17 protein-coding genes are annotated in these 19,013 nt (G+C 66.5%); 13 read left to right on the forward strand and 4 right to left on the reverse strand.

The genetic code is table 11. The features are described from left to right. The 12 genes from prcB to AC3ZI9_RS07320 all read left to right on the forward strand — a co-directional run bounded on the left by prcB (nt 1) and on the right by AC3ZI9_RS07320 (nt 13,726). Nucleotides 1-780, forward strand: coding sequence for a proteasome subunit beta (gene prcB, locus AC3ZI9_RS07265; RefSeq protein ID WP_444561410.1), 780 nt, complete (start codon nt 1-3; stop codon nt 778-780). Beyond that, nucleotides 780-1,499: a proteasome subunit alpha gene (gene prcA / locus AC3ZI9_RS07270; protein WP_444561409.1), complete on the forward strand. Its 720-nt coding sequence runs from the start codon at nt 780-782 to the stop codon at nt 1,497-1,499. Before prcB ends, prcA begins: the two co-directional genes overlap by 1 nt. A gap of 1 nt (nt 1,500) precedes the next feature. After that, on the forward strand, nt 1,501-2,874 hold the full coding sequence (gene pafA / locus AC3ZI9_RS07275) for a Pup--protein ligase (RefSeq protein WP_444561408.1): 1,374 nt from the start codon (nt 1,501-1,503) through the stop codon (nt 2,872-2,874). Nucleotides 2,875-2,988: 114 nt separating this feature from the next. Then, nucleotides 2,989-3,951 (forward strand): FKBP-type peptidyl-prolyl cis-trans isomerase, encoded by a 963-nt coding sequence (locus AC3ZI9_RS07280; protein ID WP_444566873.1) that lies wholly within the window; start codon nt 2,989-2,991, stop codon nt 3,949-3,951. A gap of 33 nt (nt 3,952-3,984) precedes the next feature. Continuing rightward, nucleotides 3,985-4,380: an FKBP-type peptidyl-prolyl cis-trans isomerase gene (locus AC3ZI9_RS07285; protein WP_444561406.1), complete on the forward strand. Its 396-nt coding sequence runs from the start codon at nt 3,985-3,987 to the stop codon at nt 4,378-4,380. A 76-nt stretch (nt 4,381-4,456) separates the two neighbouring features. After that, entirely contained in the window at nt 4,457-6,514 is a 2,058-nt protein-coding gene (locus tag AC3ZI9_RS07290; RefSeq protein WP_489923985.1) for a helix-turn-helix transcriptional regulator, read from the forward strand. Further along, a complete protein-coding gene (locus AC3ZI9_RS07295; RefSeq protein WP_489923986.1) occupies nt 6,511-6,873 on the forward strand; it encodes a hypothetical protein in 363 nt (120 codons plus the stop codon). The genes AC3ZI9_RS07290 and AC3ZI9_RS07295 overlap by 4 nt, the downstream gene beginning before the upstream one ends. Before the next feature lie 26 nt (nt 6,874-6,899). Then, nucleotides 6,900-7,145 carry a Sec-independent protein translocase subunit TatA gene (gene tatA / locus AC3ZI9_RS07300; protein WP_444561403.1) on the forward strand — a complete coding sequence of 82 codons (246 nt, stop codon included), beginning with the start codon at nt 6,900-6,902 and terminating at the stop codon, nt 7,143-7,145. A 48-nt stretch (nt 7,146-7,193) separates the two neighbouring features. Next, nucleotides 7,194-7,955, forward strand: coding sequence for a twin-arginine translocase subunit TatC (gene tatC / locus AC3ZI9_RS07305; RefSeq protein WP_444561402.1), 762 nt, complete (start codon nt 7,194-7,196; stop codon nt 7,953-7,955). Nucleotides 7,956-8,006: 51 nt separating this feature from the next. Continuing rightward, entirely contained in the window at nt 8,007-10,853 is a 2,847-nt protein-coding gene (locus AC3ZI9_RS07310) for a DEAD/DEAH box helicase (RefSeq protein WP_444561401.1), read from the forward strand. A gap of 92 nt (nt 10,854-10,945) precedes the next feature. Beyond that, nucleotides 10,946-12,562, forward strand: a complete 1,617-nt coding sequence (locus AC3ZI9_RS07315) for an amidohydrolase (protein ID WP_444554675.1) — start codon at nt 10,946-10,948, stop codon at nt 12,560-12,562. A gap of 432 nt (nt 12,563-12,994) precedes the next feature. Continuing rightward, a complete protein-coding gene (locus AC3ZI9_RS07320; protein WP_444554674.1) occupies nt 12,995-13,726 on the forward strand; it encodes a polyprenol monophosphomannose synthase in 732 nt (243 codons plus the stop codon). A gap of 107 nt (nt 13,727-13,833) precedes the next feature. On the opposite strand, the gene AC3ZI9_RS07325 is transcribed toward AC3ZI9_RS07320, so the two are convergent. The 4 genes from AC3ZI9_RS07325 to AC3ZI9_RS07340 form a co-directional block, all read right to left on the reverse strand. After that, nucleotides 13,834-14,181 carry an RNA polymerase-binding protein RbpA gene (locus AC3ZI9_RS07325; protein WP_444554673.1) on the reverse strand — a complete coding sequence of 116 codons (348 nt, stop codon included), beginning with the start codon at nt 14,179-14,181 and terminating at the stop codon, nt 13,834-13,836. Nucleotides 14,182-14,387: 206 nt separating this feature from the next. Beyond that, the gene (locus AC3ZI9_RS07330) at nt 14,388-15,314 is read right to left on the reverse strand and encodes an SPFH domain-containing protein (RefSeq protein WP_444554672.1); all 927 of its coding nucleotides are present in this window, start codon (nt 15,312-15,314) and stop codon (nt 14,388-14,390) included. An 86-nt stretch (nt 15,315-15,400) separates the two neighbouring features. Continuing rightward, a complete protein-coding gene (locus tag AC3ZI9_RS07335; protein ID WP_444554671.1) occupies nt 15,401-15,868 on the reverse strand; it encodes an NfeD family protein in 468 nt (155 codons plus the stop codon). A 122-nt stretch (nt 15,869-15,990) separates the two neighbouring features. After that, a complete protein-coding gene (locus AC3ZI9_RS07340; protein WP_444554670.1) occupies nt 15,991-16,848 on the reverse strand; it encodes a putative RNA methyltransferase in 858 nt (285 codons plus the stop codon). A 40-nt stretch (nt 16,849-16,888) separates the two neighbouring features. Here AC3ZI9_RS07340 and AC3ZI9_RS07345 point away from each other — a divergent pair, with 40 nt between their 5' ends. Then, complete coding sequence (locus AC3ZI9_RS07345; protein WP_444554669.1) at nt 16,889-18,994, forward strand: S9 family peptidase; 2,106 nt, start codon at nt 16,889-16,891, stop codon at nt 18,992-18,994. The last annotated feature ends 19 nt before the right edge of the window (nt 18,995-19,013 follow it).

Below are 19,013 nucleotides of genomic sequence, written 5' to 3' on the forward strand. Positions count from 1 at the left end.
ATGCAGATTCCCGAGGGGCCTTCCTTCGTCGAGCATCTGCGGCGCGAACGCCCTGACCTGCTGCCGGCGGCCGATACGGCCGGGGCCACTGAAGGGCTCCGGCATGCCACCACGATCGTCGCGCTGACCTATGACCAGGGGGTGGTCATGGCCGGTGACCGGAGGGCGACCATCGGCAACGTCATTGCCAGCAGGCATATGCAGAAGGTCTTCGCCACCGACCACTTCTCAACGGTCGGGATCGCCGGTTCGGCCGGCATAGGACTGGATCTGGTGAGGCTCTTCCAGGTCGAACTCGAGCATTACGAAAAGATCGAAGGGGCCCTGCTCAGCCTCGACGGCAAGGCCAACCGGTTGGCCGCCATGATCCGTTCGAACCTGGGCCGGGCCATGCAGGGCATGTCGGTGGTCCCGTTGTTCGCCGGCTACGACCCCCGCCAGCAACTGGGCAGGATCTTCTCCTACGACATCACCGGCGGACGTTTCGAGGAGATCGAACACCACAGCATCGGTTCGGGCTCGGTCTACGCCCGCGGGGCCCTGAAGAAGCTCTGGCGCCCCTCACTGGGCGCCACGGGCGCCATCCGGGTGGCCATGGAGGCCCTGTACGATGCGGCCGACGATGATTCGGCCACCGGGGGCCCGGATCTGGTCCGCCAACTCATGCCGATCCTCTACCGGGTCGACGCCGACGGCTCGGCACGGATCCCCGACGACGAGCTGGTCCGTCTCGCCCGGGAAATCGTCGCCGAACGCTCGGCCACAGCCAGGGAGGCCTGATGAGCGCGCAGTTCTACGTTTCACCCGAACAACTCATGAAGGACCGGGCGGATTTCGCCCGCAAGGGCATCGCCCGGGGCCGTTCGGTCATCGTGGCCAGCTGCCGGGACGGCATCGCCCTGATCGCCGAGAACCCCTCCAGGACGTTGCGCAAGATCGGGGAGATCTACGACAGGATCGGTTTTGCCGCCGTCGGCAAATACAACGAATTCGAATCCCTGCGCCAGGCAGGGGTCAGGTACGCGGACACCCGGGGCTACTCCTACGACCGGGAGGATGTCACCGGCCGCGGTTTGGCCAGCGTGTACGCCCAAAGCCTCGGCGCGGTCTTCACCGCCGAATCCAAACCCTTCGAAGTCGAACTGGCGATCGCCGAAGTAGGGGAGGAGCCCGCCTCGGATGAGTTGTACCGGGTGAATTTCGACGGTTCGATCTCCGACGAACCCGGACTGGTCGTCATGGGCGGTGACGCCCGGTCGTTGGCCGAGGCCATGGACGCCGCCTGGGCCGGCCGCGAACTGGCCACCGCCGGATTCGACGAGGTCATCCGGACCGCGGCCGCCGCCTTGCCCGAGGTCTCCGGGCCCGACGCCGTGGACCTGTTGGAGGTCGCCGTCCTCGAGCGCAGCCCGGTCGACCGGCCGCTGACCGGCAGGACCTTCACACGACGGGGCAAGGACGAGATCCTGCGCGCCCTGGCTGGAAAGGACGGTGCCTGAGATGGACCGCCGCATCTTTGGAATCGAAACCGAATACGGGATCGCCTACTCCGATCCCGGAGGACGACCGCTGACCCCCGAGGAAGTCGCCCGCTACCTCTTCAAGCCGGTGGTGGCCTGGGGGCGCAGTTCCAACGTCTTCCTGACCAACGGTTCCCGGCTCTATCTCGACGTCGGATCCCACCCCGAATACGCCACCGCCGAATGCGACGACGTCGCCCAACTGATCGCCCACGACCGGGCCGGGGAGTCGGTCCTCAACGATCTGGTGGCCAGCGCCGAGGAACTCATGAAGGCCGACGGGCTCCGGGGATCCATCTACCTGTTCAAGAACAACACCGACTCGGCCGGGAACTCCTACGGCTGCCACGAGAACTACCTGATCCCGCGCAAACTGGAATTCGCCCGGCTGGCCGAGATCCTCATCCCGTTCCTGGTCACCCGCCAGCTCTTCGCCGGGGCCGGGAAGGTGCTGCCGGTGGACGGCGAACACCGTTTTGCCTTCTCCCAACGTGCGGACCACGTCTGGGAAGGCGTCTCCTCGGCGACCACCCGGTCCCGCCCGATCATCAACACCAGGGACGAACCGCATGCCGATGCCGAATATTATCGGCGCCTGCACGTGATCGTGGGGGATTCGAACATGTCCGAAACGACCCAGCTCGTGAAGATCGGCGCCACCGATCTGGTCCTGCGCATGATCGAGGCCGGCACGATCATGGAGGACCTGCGATTGGAGAACCCGATCCGCAGCATCCGCGATATCTCCCACGACCCCACCGGGCGGCACCGGGTGCGGTTGGCCAGCGGCCGCGAGCTGAGTGCCCTGGAACTCCAGGAGATCTTCCATGCCAAGGTGACCACGTTCATCGAACGCCACGGGGCCCATAACGAGCACGTGCCCCGGGTGATGGACCTGTGGCGCCGTGCCCTGGATGCGGTGGCCAGCGGGGACGCCTCGGGGATCGACACCGAAATCGACTGGGCCATCAAACAGCGGCTGATCCGGCAATACCAGGAAAAGCACTCCCTGGAACTCTCCTCCCCGCGGATCGCCCAACTGGATCTGACGTATCACGACATCGATCCGCACCGCGGGCTGTTTTCGCTGCTGCGCCGGAATGGGCGGGCGCAGGCGGTGGTCTCCGAAGCCGAGATCGCCGCCGCGACGACGACCCCACCCCAGACCACCCGAGCCAAACTACGCGGGGACTTCGTCCGGGCCGCCCAGGAAGCCGGCCGCGACTTCACCGTCGATTGGGTCCATCTCAAGCTCAACGACCATGCGGGCCAGACGGTCCTGTGCAAGGACCCCTTCGCCCAGGTCGACCCGCGGGTGGAGGAACTGACGGCCCTGATCCGGCCCCAAGACTGATTTTCCGGCGCGGCCTCAGGACATTCACAGGCGGGAACCTTAAGCTGGACGGGGCCCGGGCGGCGCTGTGGTGCCCCCGGGTCGATTGTTGACCATTGATGTACGACGACGAAAGTGGATTTTGTGCGCAAGCTGCTGGCACTGGTTCTCGGGGTCGCGCTGCTAGCGCTGACCGCCTGTGGAGCCGGAACCCCGAGGACCGTGGGCGCGGCCGAGCCGCTCTCCTCCATCAAACTCACGCCCGGGGAGGATGAGGACTCGGCGCCGAAGGTCGAGTTCGATACCCCCTTGGAAGCCACCGAGCCCGGGGCGAAGGTCCTCGAGGAGGGTGACGGGGCCAAGGTGGAGGAAGGCCAGGACGTCTCCTATAAGTTGGCCGGATACAACATGAAGGACGGCAGCGAGGTCGGCAACACGTTCAAGGAACCGGCCATGACCCTCAGCGTCAATGACGATTTGAAGGAACAGGACGAGCAGATCCACGAGATCCTCGTCGGGACCAAGATCGGTTCCTGGGTTGCCTACGTCCATCCCAAGAACGCCGACGAATCCGATGACGACGGCGCCTCCGCCAACCCGAAGGATCCGTCCCAGATCGATCAGCTGCTGATCCTGAAGGTCGTGGACGCCAAGGACAAGATCAAGGTCGACTTCACGAAGGAGGACGGCGACGCGAAGAAGGACGCCGAACCCACCGCCGACATCGCCGAAGACGGCAGCGGCACCGTGAAGATCCCCGCCGGCAACGAACCGCCCGCCGACCTGAAGGTCACCACCTTGAAGGAAGGCGACGGCGACAAGGTCAAGAAGTCCGACACCATCACGGTGGACTATGCCGGGGCCCGCTGGGAAGACGGCGAACAGTTCGATTCCAGCTACGAGAAGGGCTCCCCGGCGACCTTCGGCCTGGATCAGGTCATCAAGGGGTGGACCGAAGGCCTCGAAGGGGTCAAGGAAGGCTCCACCGTCCTGCTGACGATCCCCAGCAAGCTCGCCTACGACGGCCAGGACGGCATGCCGCAAGGTACCCTCGTCTTCGTCGTCGACGTGAAGTCGATCGACAAGCCCGCGAAGTAGAAATCCCGGAACGGAAACAGGAGAAGGACGAATATGTCTTTTGGCAAACGCGAGTACGACCGCACCAAACCCGAAGTCGACTTCCCCACGGAAGGCGCACCCACCGAATTGCGTTCGGAGGACCTCATCGTCGGTGACGGCGCCGAGGCGACCGCCGGCGCCACGGTTTCGGCCCACTACGTCGGGGTCGCCTGGTCCACGGGCGAGGAATTCGACGCCTCCTGGAACCGCGGCGAACCGCTGCAGTTCCGGGCCGGTACCGGACAGGTCATCCAGGGCTGGGACGAAGGCATCCTGGGCATGAAGGTCGGCGGACGCCGGCGCCTGGAAATCCCCTCGCATCTGGCCTATGGCGAACGCGGGGCAGGGGCCGCCATCGCCGGCGGCGAATCGTTGATCTTCGTGGTCGACCTGGTGGACGTGCGCTAGCAGTCCTCCCGCCACGACGGCGCCGTCCCCCCACCGGGGGGGCGGCGCCGTCGTGCTTTCTAGTAACGTGGGTCCGGTGTCTGCCAAACGTAATGCGGGTGCGCCTTCGCGCACGGAAAAGCTCGTCAGCCTCACCTATGCCCTGATGTCCCGACGCCGGGGCTACACCCGGGCCGAGCTGCGGGGCATCGTGGATGACTACCAGGATTTGTCCGACGAGGCCTTCGAGCGCAAATTCGAACGTGATAAGAGCGATCTGCGCTCCCTCGGGGTCCCGCTGGAATCCCTGGTCGGGGACACCTACTACGGCAACGACCGCCAAGAGACCCACTACCGCGTCCGCCCCGAGGAATACCGGCTTCCCGCGGTGTCCTTCACCCCTGAGGAAGCCATGGCCCTGGGACTGGCGGCCCGGGTCTGGAAGGATCCGACGATCGCCTCCGCCGCGGACCGGGCCTTCAACCGGCTCTCCCCGGGCGCCGCCGGAAGCCCCGACTCCGCGGGCGCCTCCTTCGAGACCTTCGAACCGAGGCTCCATGCCGCGGACGCCGCCTTCCGCGATGTGCTCGGCGCCGTATGGGATCGAACCCCGATCCGTTTCAGCTACCGTGCGGCCTCCGGGCAGAGCGCCGTGCGCACCATCGAACCCTGGGGCATCGGCAACCGCTTCGGCCACTGGTACCTCGTGGGCCGCGACCGCGACCGGGACGGCCAACGCATCTTCCGGCTCTCGCGGATCTGTTCCGAGATCGCCCGTCGCCCGGGCACCGTCGAGAGACCCGAAGGATTCCGCATCGCAGAGGTCCTGGACGGGCTGGACCCCGACACGGCCCGCCAACGGGCGAGGGTGCGCCTGGCCCCGGGGCGGGGACTGGCCCTGCGGAGCCGGGCGGTCGACCCCGTCGACGGCACGGACCCGGGGCAGTCACCTGCCGGGCAGGACCCCGAGGACACCGCCGATACCGTGTGCCTGGACTACCAGGACGACGAGGCGCTCAGCGCCGAAATCGCCGAACTCGGTCCGGCAGCGGCGGTCCTGGGCCCCGAGGGCCTGCGCGACGCCGTCGGACGCCGCTTGCAGGGGGCCTGCGAAGCACAAAACGCCCCGGTGCCGGCCTACTCCTTCGGACAGGCACGCCCCGGGGGCCGGCCGTCCTCCTCCGACGTCGTGGCCCGGGCCCTGGACATCATCGCCTACGTGGTGCGCGAAGGCGCCCCGCTGCTCGAGGACACCGCCGCGCGGTTCGGATTGTCCCGGCGTCGGCTGATCGAGGACCTGACCATGATCCAGCTCTGCGGGGTCCCCAATGGCCTGCCCGATGAACTGATCGACGTCGACCTGGAGGGGGACCGGGTCTCCATCGTCAACGCGGAGGGCCTCGCGGCCCCGATCCGGCTGAACCTCCTGGAGGCCTTCTCGCTGCTGGTCGGATTGCAGACCCTCCTGGACCTGCCCGGGACCACGGACCGCAGCGCCGCGCGGTCGGCGCTGGAGAAGCTGCGCGGGGCCGCGGGGGAATTCGCGGACATCGACCGGATCGCCTCCGCGCGGTTGGCAGCCACCGAGTCCTCCGCCGTCCGCGAGACGGTGAGCGCCGCCGTGGCCTCCGACGAGGTGCTCCAGCTGCGCTACCACCAACCCAGCCGTGACGAGATCAGCGACCGGGAGATCGAGCCGATCCGCCTCCTGGAGGACGGTGGCCGGACCTATGTCCAGGCGTGGTGCCGCAGCTCCCGGGCCAGACGGAACTTCCGGCTGGATCGGATCCTCTCCGCACGGGCCACCGGTGAGAGGTTCGTCCGCGAGGCCGAACGACACACCGTGGCGGAGGGCACGCTCTACACTCCGGCCCCGGAGGACATCGCCGTCGAACTCGGATTCGCCCCCCGGCTGCACCGGCTCGTCGAGGAATTCGCCCCGTACCAGAGCGCGAAGGCCAAGGACGGGACCCTGATCGCCGAGGTCGGTGTCCCGGCGCCGGAATTGCTGCCCGGGCTGGTGGCCCGGCACGGCGGAGGCCTGCGGGTCATCGCCCCCGACACCGCCGCCGACACCACGCGCCGCTGGTTGGACGCGGCCCTGGCCGCCCACGAAAACCGTCGCCCCCACCCCCTGACCAAGGAGAACGCATGATGCCCTGGTGCTTCTGGATCCTGCTCTGGGCCGTGCTGGCCCTGGCCACCCTCGTGTTCCTGGGCCTGTGCGCCCTGCACCTGTACCGCAAGTTCATGGTCATGTTCGATGAAGTGACCACGGCCGGGGACGCCCTGTCCCTGCCGCCGGGGGAAGCATTGGAAGAGGACCTCGGGGGCCGGCCGCGGCCGCCGGCGGGTACCGCGGTGTTGTTCAGGTCCCGCGACGCGGCCCGGCGGGAATATGACGCCGGGAAACAGGCCCGCCGCACCGCCCGCCGCGAGCGCAGGATCGCCGGAAAACATCGGCGGGGACAGGCCCAACGCGTAGGCGACCTGTACCGGCGTGACGTAGACTGAGAGCCAGACGAAAGGAAGTTCCACCCATGGCTGGTCTACAGGGATGGCATATTGTCATCATCGTTGTGTTGGCGCTGATTCTCTTCGGTGCCCCCAAACTCCCGGGGCTGGCACGTTCCCTCGGGCAGTCCATGCGCATCTTCAAGTCCGAGGTCCGCCAGATGAAGGACGACGATCCACAGGCTCCGCAGGACCCCCAGGATCCGACGGCCACCGACGAGCCCTACGAGGGCAAGGTCGTGGACCCGGAACACCGCGGCCCCAAGCGCTAGTTCCCGGTGGCGGAAAAGACAGGGCGTAAATCCAACCCCGAAGGGAGGATGGCGCTCAAGGCACACCTGATCGAGCTGCGGAACCGGCTCTTCATTTCCCTCGGTGCCCTTTTCGTCGCGGCGGTCGGGGGATTCTTCCTCTACCAACCGGTGCTCGGTCTGCTCTTCCAACCGTTGAAGGACGCCGGCGGGACGGCGAACTTCAATACGGCGGTCTCGCCTTTCGACATCATGATCAAGGTGTCGCTGTTCCTGGCCCTGATCATGGCCTCCCCGGTCTGGCTCTACCAGCTCTGGGCGTTCATCGTCCCGGGGCTGAAGAAGAAGGAAAAGCGCACCGCGCTGTCCTTCATCAGCGTCGCGGTACCACTGTTCCTCGGCGGCATCTACCTGGGCTACTGGGTGCTTCCCCACGCCCTGCTGTTCTTCCTGGGGCTGACCCCCGATATCGCGGTGAACCTCATCACCGTCCAGGACTATCTCACCTTCGTGCTGCGCCTGCTGATCGCCTTCGGCATCTCGATGATCATCCCCGTGCTGTTGGTGGGGTTGAACATGGTCGGGATCCTGCCCGGCAAACTGATCGTGAAGAACTGGCGGATCACCGTCTTCCTGATCTGCCTGGTGGCGGCGATGGCCGCCCCGGGCGGCGACGCACTGACCATGTTCGTCCTGGCCGGACCACTGCTGGTGCTCTTCGCCGCCGCCACCGTTTTCTGCCTGCTCAACGACCGGCGTCGGGCCAAACGCCGCCTCGAACAGCAAGAGGAGAACGAGAGGTTGATCGCCAACGGCGAATCCATCGACTGAGCCGTGGTGACGCCCGGGTAGGCTGGTTTTGTCCCCTGAGACGAGACACCAATGAAGGGGTGGTCAGGCATGGGCTCTCCAGCAGAGCAGTACGCCGCGTGGCGTGAACGCGCGGCCGAGGAAAAAACCCATTTCGGCGCGTTCCGCCGGAGCCTGGAATTCGAACTCGACGACTTCCAGATCCAGTCCTGCACCGCCGTCGAAGAAGGCCGGGGCGTCCTGGTGGCCGCGCCGACCGGCGCCGGGAAGACCGTGGTGGGCGAATTCGCGATCCACTGTGCACTGCAGCGGGGCATGAAGGCGTTCTACACCACGCCGATCAAGGCGCTGAGCAACCAGAAATACAACGAGCTGGCCGCCTATTACGGCCACGATCGGGTGGGGCTGCTCACCGGGGACACCTCGATCAACAGCGAAGCCGACGTGGTCGTGATGACCACCGAGGTCCTGCGGAACATGCTCTACGCGGATTCCGATACCTTGACCGGTCTGGCCTACGTCGTCATGGACGAGGTCCACTACCTTGCCGATAAGTTCCGTGGCGCGGTCTGGGAGGAAGTCATCATCCACCTGCCGCAGAGCGTCCAGGTCATTTCCCTCAGCGCCACCGTCTCCAATGCCGAGGAATTCGGCGGCTGGTTGGATACGGTCCGCGGGGATACCGCCATCGTCGTCACCGAACACCGTCCCGTCCCGCTCTGGCAGCATGTCATGGTCGGTGGCCGGCTTCTGGACCTCTTCGCCGGAAACCTCGCCTTCGACCAGGCGGCGGCCCTGGAGGACCAGGGCGCCGAACACAGCATCGCCGTGAACCCGGAACTCACCCGGCTGGCCCAACGCGATGAACGGCATCAATTCCGTGGCGGTGCCGGTCGGGCCCAGCGCCGGGGACGAGGCCATGCCGGGCCCCGCAACACCTCCGGACCACCCCAGAAACATCGGGTCTCCCGCCCCGAAATGGTGCTTTCGCTGGACCAGTCGGGACTGCTGCCGGCCATCTTCTTCATCTTCTCCCGCAAGGGCTGCGATGCCGCCGTCGCCCAATGCGTGCGCACCGGTTTCTTCCTCACCACCGAGGCCGAATCACGGATCATCGAAGAAGAGATCGACGCCGTGGCCCGGGAGATCCCGGCAGGGGACCTGGAAGTCATCGGTTTCTGGTCCTGGCGTGAAGGCCTCCTGCGGGGATTCGCGGCCCACCATGCCGGATTGCTGCCGATTTTCAAGGAAGTCGTCGAGAAGCTCTTTGCCCGGGGCGTGGTCAAGGCGGTCTTCGCCACCGAGACCCTGGCCCTGGGGGTGAACATGCCGGCACGGTCGGTCGTGTTGGAGAAGCTCGAGAAATTCAACGGGGAATCGCATGTCTCGATCACCGCCGGCGAATACACCCAGCTCACGGGGCGTGCGGGCCGGCGGGGGATCGACATCGAGGGCCACGCGGTGGTCCTCTGGCAGCCGGGCACCGATCCGGCGGCGGTGGCAGGTCTCGCCTCCAAACGCACGTACCCGCTGAACTCCAGCTTCCGCCCCACCTACAACATGTCGTTGAACCTTTCGGCGCAGTTCGGGATGGGGCGGGCACGCACCATCCTGGAATCCTCCTTCGCCCAGTTCCAGGCCGACCGTTCCGTCGTCGGGCTGGCCCGGCAGGTCCGCAGCCGCCAGGAATCAATGGCCGGCTACGAGGAATCGATGGCCTGCCACCTGGGCGACTTCAAGGAATACGCCCGGATCCGCCAGGAACTCGGGCAGGCCGAAAAGGATGCGTCGCGCACCGCCCACCGGATGCGTCGGTCGGCGGCCGAGGAATCCCTGGAACAGGTCGTCCCGGGCGACGTCATCGACGTGGCCGGTCCGCGCCGGCTGGGACGCTGCGTGATCATCGCCGTCTCCGATTCGCTGCGTGATCCCCGTCCGACGGTGCTGACCGAGGACCGCCAGGTCCGCCGGGTCGGGGTCCAGGACCTGGACGGCCCGATCGAGGTCATTTCACGGATCCGCATCCCGAAGTCCTTCACCGGCCGCACGCCGAAGGAACGCAAGGACCTGGCCGCCTCGCTGCGCAATGCGCTGCAGGAACAGCGGCCACCTCGTCGGGGGGCCAGCGGCTTCGACTTCCCGGGCACCGACCGGCAGGAAGCCCGCATCACCGAGTTGCGTCGGCAAATGCGTCGGCATCCCTGCCACGGCTGTTCCGAACGGGAGGACCATGCCCGTTGGGCCGAACGCTGGTGGAAGCTCAAGGCGGAAACCGACAGGCTCTCGGGCCAGATCTCCGGGCGGACCAACACCATTGCCAAGACCTTCGACCGCGTGTGCACGATCCTGGAACACTACGGCTACCTGGCCCTTCCCGAGGGAGGTTCCCCGGACGGGGAACTGGTGACGACGGCCTCGGGGAACCGGTTGCGACGCATCTACGGCGAACGCGACCTGTTGACGTCCCTGGTGCTCGAATCGGGTTGCATGGATCAGCTGGGGGCCGCCGAGCTGGCGGGGTTCGTCACCACGCTGGTCTACCAGGCCAAACGCGAGTCCACCGCCGGGCATCCCAAGATGCCCAGCCGGCAGGTCGAGGAAGCCTGGACGGTTGCGGTACGCAACTGGTCCGAACTGACCGACCTGGAGGAAGCCAACCGGCTCCCGGAGACGGGCGAGCCGGATTCCGGCCTCGTCTGGCCCATGTACCTGTGGGCGCGAGGGAAGGACCTGAAGGACTGCCTGCGCGGCACCGACCTGGCGGCCGGGGACTTCGTGCGCTGGGCCAAACAGGTCATCGACACCCTGGACCAGTTGGCCAAGGTCCCGGACCTGTCCCCGGTGCTGGCCGGGAGGTGCCGGGCAGCGGTGGACGCCGTGCGTCGCGGTGTGGTGGCCTACTCCAGCGTCGCCGACTAGGCACGCTTCCGGCAGGCCAACCACCACCGGGCATCAAGAACCACTTTGGGGGCGAGCCGTCGGGCCGCCCTCCTGCAGGGAAGGAAGTACACATGCCCGCACTGGTCATGTACCGCAACGGAGCCATCTACAGCGCCGCGGATCCATTCGCCACGGCAATGCTCATCGATGGAGGCTCCGTGGCCTGGGTCGGCCAGGAGGCGGCCGCGGACGCGCTGATCGACGAGAGGATGGAGATCGTCGACCTGGACGGGGCACTGGTGGCTCCGGCCTTCGTCGACTCCCACGCCCACCTGACCGAGACCGGCGTCGCTCTGGCCTCGCTGGACCTGTCGGGCTGTACCTCGGTGGACGGATTCCTCGCCGCGGTCTCCGAACGGGCCGCCACCCGGCCCGGCCCTGTCATCGGGGCCGGGTGGGATGAGAGCACCTGGCCCGAGGCCCGGACCCCCACGGTGGAGGAGCTGGACACGGCGGCTCCGGGCCGGGAGGTGTATCTGACCCGTGTCGACGTTCATTCGGGCCTGGTCAGCAGTGCATTGGCTGCTGCTGCCGGAATCCACGGTCTCGACGGTTGGGACGGCGGCCCCGTGGCCGTGCGTGAAGCCCATACCCGGGTGAGGGAGCACATTCTCTCCTTTGACGCCGGATCCCGCGCCGACCACCAGCGCCGGGCCCTGCAGCATCTGGCCTCCCACGGCTACGCGGCCGTCGCCGAAATGGCGGCCCCGCATATCGGGACCCGCGCGGATGTCTCGGCATTGAACGACCTGCTCGACGCCGAGGGCGAGGACCTGCCGGCGGTGCGGATCTATTGGGCCGAAACCGTCGACACGGCACAGCAGGCCCGCAGCCTGTTCGATGACTTCGATAGTCCACGGATGGCCGGGCTCGGCGGGGACCTGAACATCGACGGCTCGCTGGGCTCCCGGACCGCCTCCCTGCGCGAACCCTATGCCGACGCCCCCTCCACCAGCGGCTGTCTCTATCTGGACGCGGAAACGATCGCCACCCATGTCCAGGCCTGCACCGAAGCCGGTATCCAGGCCGCGTTCCACGTCATTGGCGATGCCGGCATGGATGAGGCGGTGGCCGGGTTCCGGCTGGCCGCCGACCGGCTGGGGATCGCGGCCATCCAGCGGGGTCGCCACCGGATCGAACATGCCGAGATGCTGGACGAGACCGCGATCGACACCTGGCTAGAACTCGGGGTCACGGTCTCCATGCAACCGCTTTTCGATGCCCTCTGGGGCGGCCCCCATGGCCAATACGAACAACGCCTGGGGGGTGAACGTTCGGCGCGGATGAATGAAGTCGGCCGTCTGCTGACCAGAGGGGTGCCGGTCTGCCTGGGCTCCGACAGCCCGGTCACGGAGATGAGCCCCTGGGCCACCGTCAAGGCGTGTCTTGAACACCACACCGAATCGTCCCGGATCTCGGCACGGGCCGCCTTCGTCGCCCATACGCGGGCCGGCTACCGGGGCTTCGGGGATCCGGACCCGTTGGCCGGTCAGCTCGTCCCGGGCTCGGAGGCGACCTTCGCAATCTGGGCGGCTTCCGAACTGGCGGTCCAGACCCCCGACGCCCGGGTGTCCTCCTGGAGCACCGACGCCCGGGCCGGGACCCCGATGCTTCCCGTGCTCGAGGACTCCCTGCCGACCTGCCTGGGCACGGTACGTCGGGGACGGAGCATCTTCCGTCGTGCGTGAGCGCCGCCCCGGCGATTTCCGATGCGCGGAAAGGGTGTCGCGACGCGCCGGGCCTGACTAGGTGGTACGCCTGAAAATGCTAGTCAGGCTTCAGTTGACAGGGCGATCTGAGCCGATAGGGTGGATTCTCAACGGCGATGGTAGGGAGTCCTACAACGTCGAGTCGGCATCACGGCAAATAAACAAAGGTCTGGCCCCGGGAGCAGTAGAAAACAAATTGCTTGTGCTTGAATGCACTCTTTTTGGTCCGAAGTTCCCGGGGTCTTTCCGTGCCCTCAGGTCGGTGAACGGTATACTTGGTCATTGGCTTTTCCCCACCCGGTCCTCCGGCGGGGGAGTGGACCGTTGGTCCGCAGTCGTGTCCGAAGGTCCCGAGGGATCGCATCGAGGCCCCTGGGGGGCCGCCGAGACAGTTCAGAAGGGTAAAACCGCGTGCGGGTAATCACCATCATTCCGACCTATAACGAGATCGAGTCCCTCCCCATCACGATCAAGCGTCTGCGCGAATCCGTCCCGGAGTCGGATGTCCTGGTGGTCGATGACAACAGCCCCGATGGCACCGGTGAGTTCGCCCGGAACCTGGGAACCACGGACCCGCAGGTCCATGTGCTGCACCGCAAGGGCAAGGAAGGCCTCGGGGCCGCCTATCTGGCAGGATTCACCTGGGGCCTGGAACAGGGCTATGACGTGCTCGTCGAACTCGATGCGGACGGATCTCACCAGCCCGAACAGCTTCCTCGCCTCCTCGAGGCGCTGAACACCCAGGGGGCCGACCTGGTCATCGGGTCCCGGTGGGTCCGTGGGGGCAGCGTCGTGAACTGGCCGCCCTACCGCAAGCTCATTTCCCTGGCCGGCAGCACCTACTCCCGACTGATGTTGGGGCTGGGCATCCGGGATATCACCGCGGGCTTTCGTGCCTTCCGCCGGGAGACCCTCGAAGCGCTGGACTTCAACGACATAGAATCCGTGGGCTATGGTTTCCAGGTGGACATGACCTTCCGGGTGGCACTGATGGGCAAGAAGATCGTCGAAGTCCCGATCACCTTCGTGGAACGCGAACTCGGGGTATCGAAGATGAGTGGGAACATCGTGGTCGAGGCCATGCTCAATGTCACCCGCTGGGGGCTGGGTGCCCGCTGGAGGAAGCTGACCGGAAAGCTGTGAGATCGTCCCACCGTGCCGTGGAATGAGAAGAGGCCGGTTCCCGCACCCCACAGGTGCGGAAACCGGCCTCTTTATTCTTTGTGCGTCCGGTCGAGCTCGACGAGCGGTTAGGCTTCGATCTTCTCGCCGCGGCCGGCGCGGAGCTTATTCAACCGATCCTTGAGGGTCTGTTCGAGCTCGTCGATGGAACGGCGCTCCAGCAGCATGTCCCAGTGGGTACGGACCGGCTTGTCCTTGGAGGTGTCCGGCAGTTCGCCGTCGACCAAGAGTGCTTCCTTGCCGGTCTTGGAGACCCAGGAGAGGGGAATCTCGGCCTCGGTGGAGAACATCACGAAAACCTGCTCCCCATCGGCGCAACGGTACTCCACGCGCTGACGCGGTGCCGGCTCCACCCCGGCTTCGGTCTCCATGCTCTGTGCGCCCAAACGCATTCCACGCAGACTGCGATCGCTCATGTTTTCTCCCTACTACGTTCTGCTGCTCTTCGGCATCATCCACTGTTTACAACGCCTGGGGTGGGGTAATCATTCCCCTGAGCCCTTGGCGGAAGCCACAAAGACACCAGTATACGCGTTGCCAGCCCACGTTGTCGTTTAACGAGGTGGGGCACGAAGGGTGTTCCCTCCGTGCCCCACCATCTGGTGTTATCAGCCGTGGAAACCTAGGGCTGCTTCGGGGCGCCCGGTGCCGTGGCGGCGCCGGCCGAATCGTCACCGTCCGTGAAGTTGCCCAAGGCCCCACCGATGCCCTTGAGGGCTTCGCCGACCTCGCTGGGGATGATCCACAGTTTGTTCGAGGAGCCCTCGGCCAGCTTCGGAAGGGTCTGCAGGTACTGGTAGGCCAGCAACTTCTGGTCCGGGTTTCCGGCGTGGATGGCGTCGAAGACCTTCTCGATCGCCTGGGCTTCACCATCGGCGCGCAGGATGGCGGCCTTGGCGTCACCTTCGGCAGCGAGGATGGCAGCCTGACGCTGGCCCTCGGCGGTGAGGATCTGGGACTGCTTGGTGCCTTCGGCGGTCAGAATGGCGGCACGGCGGTCACGCTCGGCGCGCATCTGCTTCTCCATCGAGTCCTGGATGGACAGCGGCGGGTCGATGGCCTTGAGCTCCACCCGGGAAACGCGGATGCCCCACTTGCCGGTCGCCTCGTCCAGGACGCCGCGCAACTGGCCGTTGATCTGGTCACGGCTGGTCAGCGCCTCTTCGAGGTTCAGGCCGCCGACGACGTTACGCAGCGTGGTGGTGGTCAGCTGTTCGACCGCCTGGATGTAGTTGGCGATCTCGTAGGTGGCCGCCCGCGGTTCGGTGATCTGGAAGTACACGACGGTGTCGATGGAGACCACGAGGTTGTCCTCGGTGATCACCGGCTGCGGCGGGAAGCTGACGACGTTTTCACGCAGATCCAACAGCGGCAGCAGGCGGTCCACGAATGGGATCAGCAGCGTCAGGCCCGGTCCGAGCGTGCGCTGGTATTTACCCAGCCGCTCCACGATGCCTGCCCGCGCCTGCGGGACGATGCGTACCGATCGCAGGAGCACGATGATCACGAAGACCGCGAGTACTGCCAGGACTATGCCTAGGCCTGTCATTGATGGTTCCTCTTTTCCTTATGGCCCTTCGCAGGGCATTGGACTGACCAGATCCGGATGTTTCCTTCTCCGGCCGTGTCGAAGTACTAGTTCTCGTGTGGTTCCGCGGCGCGCATCGTGATGTACGCCGTGGCTCCATCGATGCTCACGACGGTTCCGTACATCCCGGGAGCCAACGCGGCGTCGTCCTGGCTTCTGACGCTCCAGGTCTCTCCGCCGATCTTGGCGCGGCCACCGAGTTTCGTGGTGGGTTCGAGCACGAGGGCGTCCTGGCCGACCAGGCGATCGACATTGGTCAGCCGGTCGGCGGGGCCCTTATGCAATTGCCGGAGGGCGATCGGTCTGATGAAGAGGATCATGGCCAGGGAAACGAGGCAGAAGGCCAGGGCCTGAAGCCAGAATTCTCCGCCGGCGAGGGCCACGACGACCCCACCGAGTGCGCCGGCACTGAGCATGATGAAGTACAGGTCCAGCGACATCATTTCGATGATCGCCAGGATCAGGAACAGTGCGAGCCAGAAGACCCAACTGTTCTCGAGGACCCATTCGAACATTTCGTCACCCGCATGCGTTGGGAGGGCGCTTGCCACCCTCGGTCCTACCATCTTGCATGATGAGTGCCGGTGGGATCGTCACCCTTGGGAGGTATGTTCGAGTCCTTCCGCTGGTCCGCGCGCTATCGACGGCGAAACACCTGCAGGCGGAAGGCGGCGGTGACCCGGGCCGGCATCGGGTGGGTCTGCAACCGGGAGCGGGTCGACGCGTCATCGTGGTGGTGGCCCGCCGGGCCCATCGTGGCCAACCGGACGGCGTCGTCCGTGGAAAGCTCCAGCGAGGAACGGATTTCCCGGGTGTGGACGGCCTCGAATTCCGGGCCCACCGCCGCGGCCACGGACTCGTCCTTCCCTGCCGCGATGCCGAGCAGCCCCAGGGGCACCGTGGCTTCTGCCAGATGTCCGGGCAGGGGAGTGGCCACCAGGGCCAGCCCGCCCGGGGCGATGACGCGGGCAAATTCCTTGCCGTTGCGAGGGGCAAAGACGTTCAACAGGAGATCGACGCCGGCGTCGGCAACCGGAAGCGGACGCCAGAGATCCCAGACCAGCGCCCGGGTCCGGGGAAGCCTGGCGGCACGCCGCATGGCGTACCGGGAGATGTCCAGCGCAAGGGCGGGCGGCCTCTGGCCGCGGGATCCGGCCAGGGCCGAGGCCACCGCGTCGAGGTAGTACCCCGTTCCGGCGCCGGCATCGAGAAGTCGCGGGACCCGGTCCGGAAATCCCGTCAGGGCCTCCTGGGCGAGGGCGTCGGCCAAAGGTTCGTAGTGTCCGGCAGCCAGGAAGGAGGCCCTGGCCTGGACCATGGCGGCCGTATCTTCCCGAAAGGAGGTGCCCCGGCCGGTCAGGAGATTGAAGTAGCCCTGCTTGGCGGCATCGTAGCGATGCCCTGTGGGGCAGGTGAGCGTGCGCTCCCCGGAGGAAGCCGCTGCCAGGGTCCCGGCGCAGAGCGGGCAGCGCAGGGGGACCAGATCATCGCTCATGGCTATTTCCTTCAATAAGTCTTTCAGATACGCTCACGGGGTGAAACCAGATCAGTTAGAGCTCCTGACCACTGTATCCGCCCCCGCTTTGGACCCGGCCGGTCGCCGGGTGGTGTTCGCGGCGACCAGGCCCAGCTTCGACGCCGATTCCGGGGTGGGGCAGCTCTGGCTGATCGAGCTTGATGAATACGGCAGCGCCGCGGGCCCCGCGCGGAGGATCACCCGCGGGACCTCGGATGCCCAGCCCAGGTTCTCGCCCGACGGGCGGTTGATCGCCTTCCTGCGCCCCAATGGCGAGGGCGTCCCGCAGTTGGCCATCGTCGACGCCCGCGGCGGTGAACCCCGGGTGATCACCAACCGCCATCTGGGGGTGTCGGAGTTCGTCTTCTCCCCTGATGGCCGCCGGGTGGCCTTCGGCAGCCGTACCCCCGAGGAAGGACGCTACGGCACCGTGGAGGGGGTGGGCGCCGGGGCCGAGGCCCCACGCCGGATCACCGGATATAAGTACCGGTTCAACGGGCTCGGATTCGGCAACGACCGCCGGAACGGGATCCACCTCATTGAGGTCCCGGCCCCCGACGCCGAACCCTTCATCAAGCCCGTGGGCCGGGCAGCTAAGACCGTCCAGAAAGCCGCCGCGGCCCGCGAAAACGTAGAGGGGGACAGCCACACCTGCCAGGCACCGGCCGAGGGCTTCCCGGTGACGCGCCTGCTCACCCCCGCCGATGCCGATTGCAACAGTCCGGAGTTCGGGCCCGATGGCAAGCACCTGTATTTCACCGCGGCATTGCATCACGGAGCCGATGCGGATCTGCGCTCGATGATCCACCGGGTCCCGGTGGAGGACGTGGACACCTCGGCAGCGGGAGAACCCGACGTCGAATTGGTGGCCGGCTCACCGTCGGGCGATACTGTTTACGACGCAGCGACCTTCAGCCGCGACGGGGAGAAGCTGTTTCTGCTGGGTAGCAAGGTGGGGGAGTCGGGCACCGACTTCGTGGCTCATAGTGCCGCCGTCCATGTCCTGCCCACCGAAAAGATCGGGGCGGCGGAACCCACCCTCCTGACCGATCCGCAGATACTCGACTACAGCGAAAGCGGAGGCCTCTTCCCCGTGGGCTCCGGTGAGGTCGCCGCCTTGGCCCGGGTGCGGGGCAGTAGCGAACTCCATGTCATCGACGCTTCCGGTGCGACCCGGATCCTGGTTTCGGGCCCGCTGGAGGTGACCGGGGTTTCGGAGGCCGCGGACATCGTCGTCGTGTCCTATACCGACCCGGCCACCCCCGGGGAGATCGCCCTGGTGCAGGACGGCGGAGTGGTTGCCTTGACGGATTTCGCCGCTCCGTTGCGCGAGCAGACCCGCATCAGCGCACCACATGAACTGACCGTGCCTTCGGCCGACGGCTATCCGGTCCATGGCTGGCTCTATCTGCCCGAAGGCGAGGGCCCCCACCCGGTGCTGCTGAACATCCATGGTGGCCCCTACGCCCAATATGGTTGGGGTTATTTCGACGAGGCTCAGGTCTATGCACGGGCCGGATACGCGGTACTGCAGTGCAACCCACGGGGCAGCGCCAGCTACGGCCGTGCCCACGGCCTGGCCATCAAGGAGGCCATGGGCACCGTCGATCTGCAGGACGTATTGGCCTTCCTGGATGGTGCGGTCGCCGCCGAGCCGTCGCTGGATGGGAACCGGGTCGGGGTGTTGGGCGGTTCCTACGGCGGATACCTCACGGCCTGGACCATCGCCCACGACCACCGTTTCGCCGCAGCGATCGTGGAGCGTGGATTCCTGGATCCGATCTCCTTCGTCGGTTCGAGCGACATCGGCTGGTTCTTCGGTGACGAGTACACCGGGCGGGATGTGGCCGCAACGCTGGAACAAAGTCCGATGGCGAAGGTCGGGCAGGTGCGGACCCCCACCCTGGTGATGCATTCGGAAGAGGATTACCGGTGCCCCTTGGAACAGGCCCAGCGCTACTACGTGGAGTTGCTGCGGCAGGGGGTCGAGACCGAATTCCTGCTCTTCCCCGGGGAGAACCACGAACTCTCCCGCGCCGGGACGCCGTGGCACCGTCGCCAACGCTTCGAGGCGATCCTGGACTGGTGGGATCGGTACCTTCCGGTGAACCCGGCCCGCGACTGATCGTTGGTGGGCCCGGGGA

The organism is Arthrobacter sp. AOP36-F1-5, assembly GCF_058137995.1.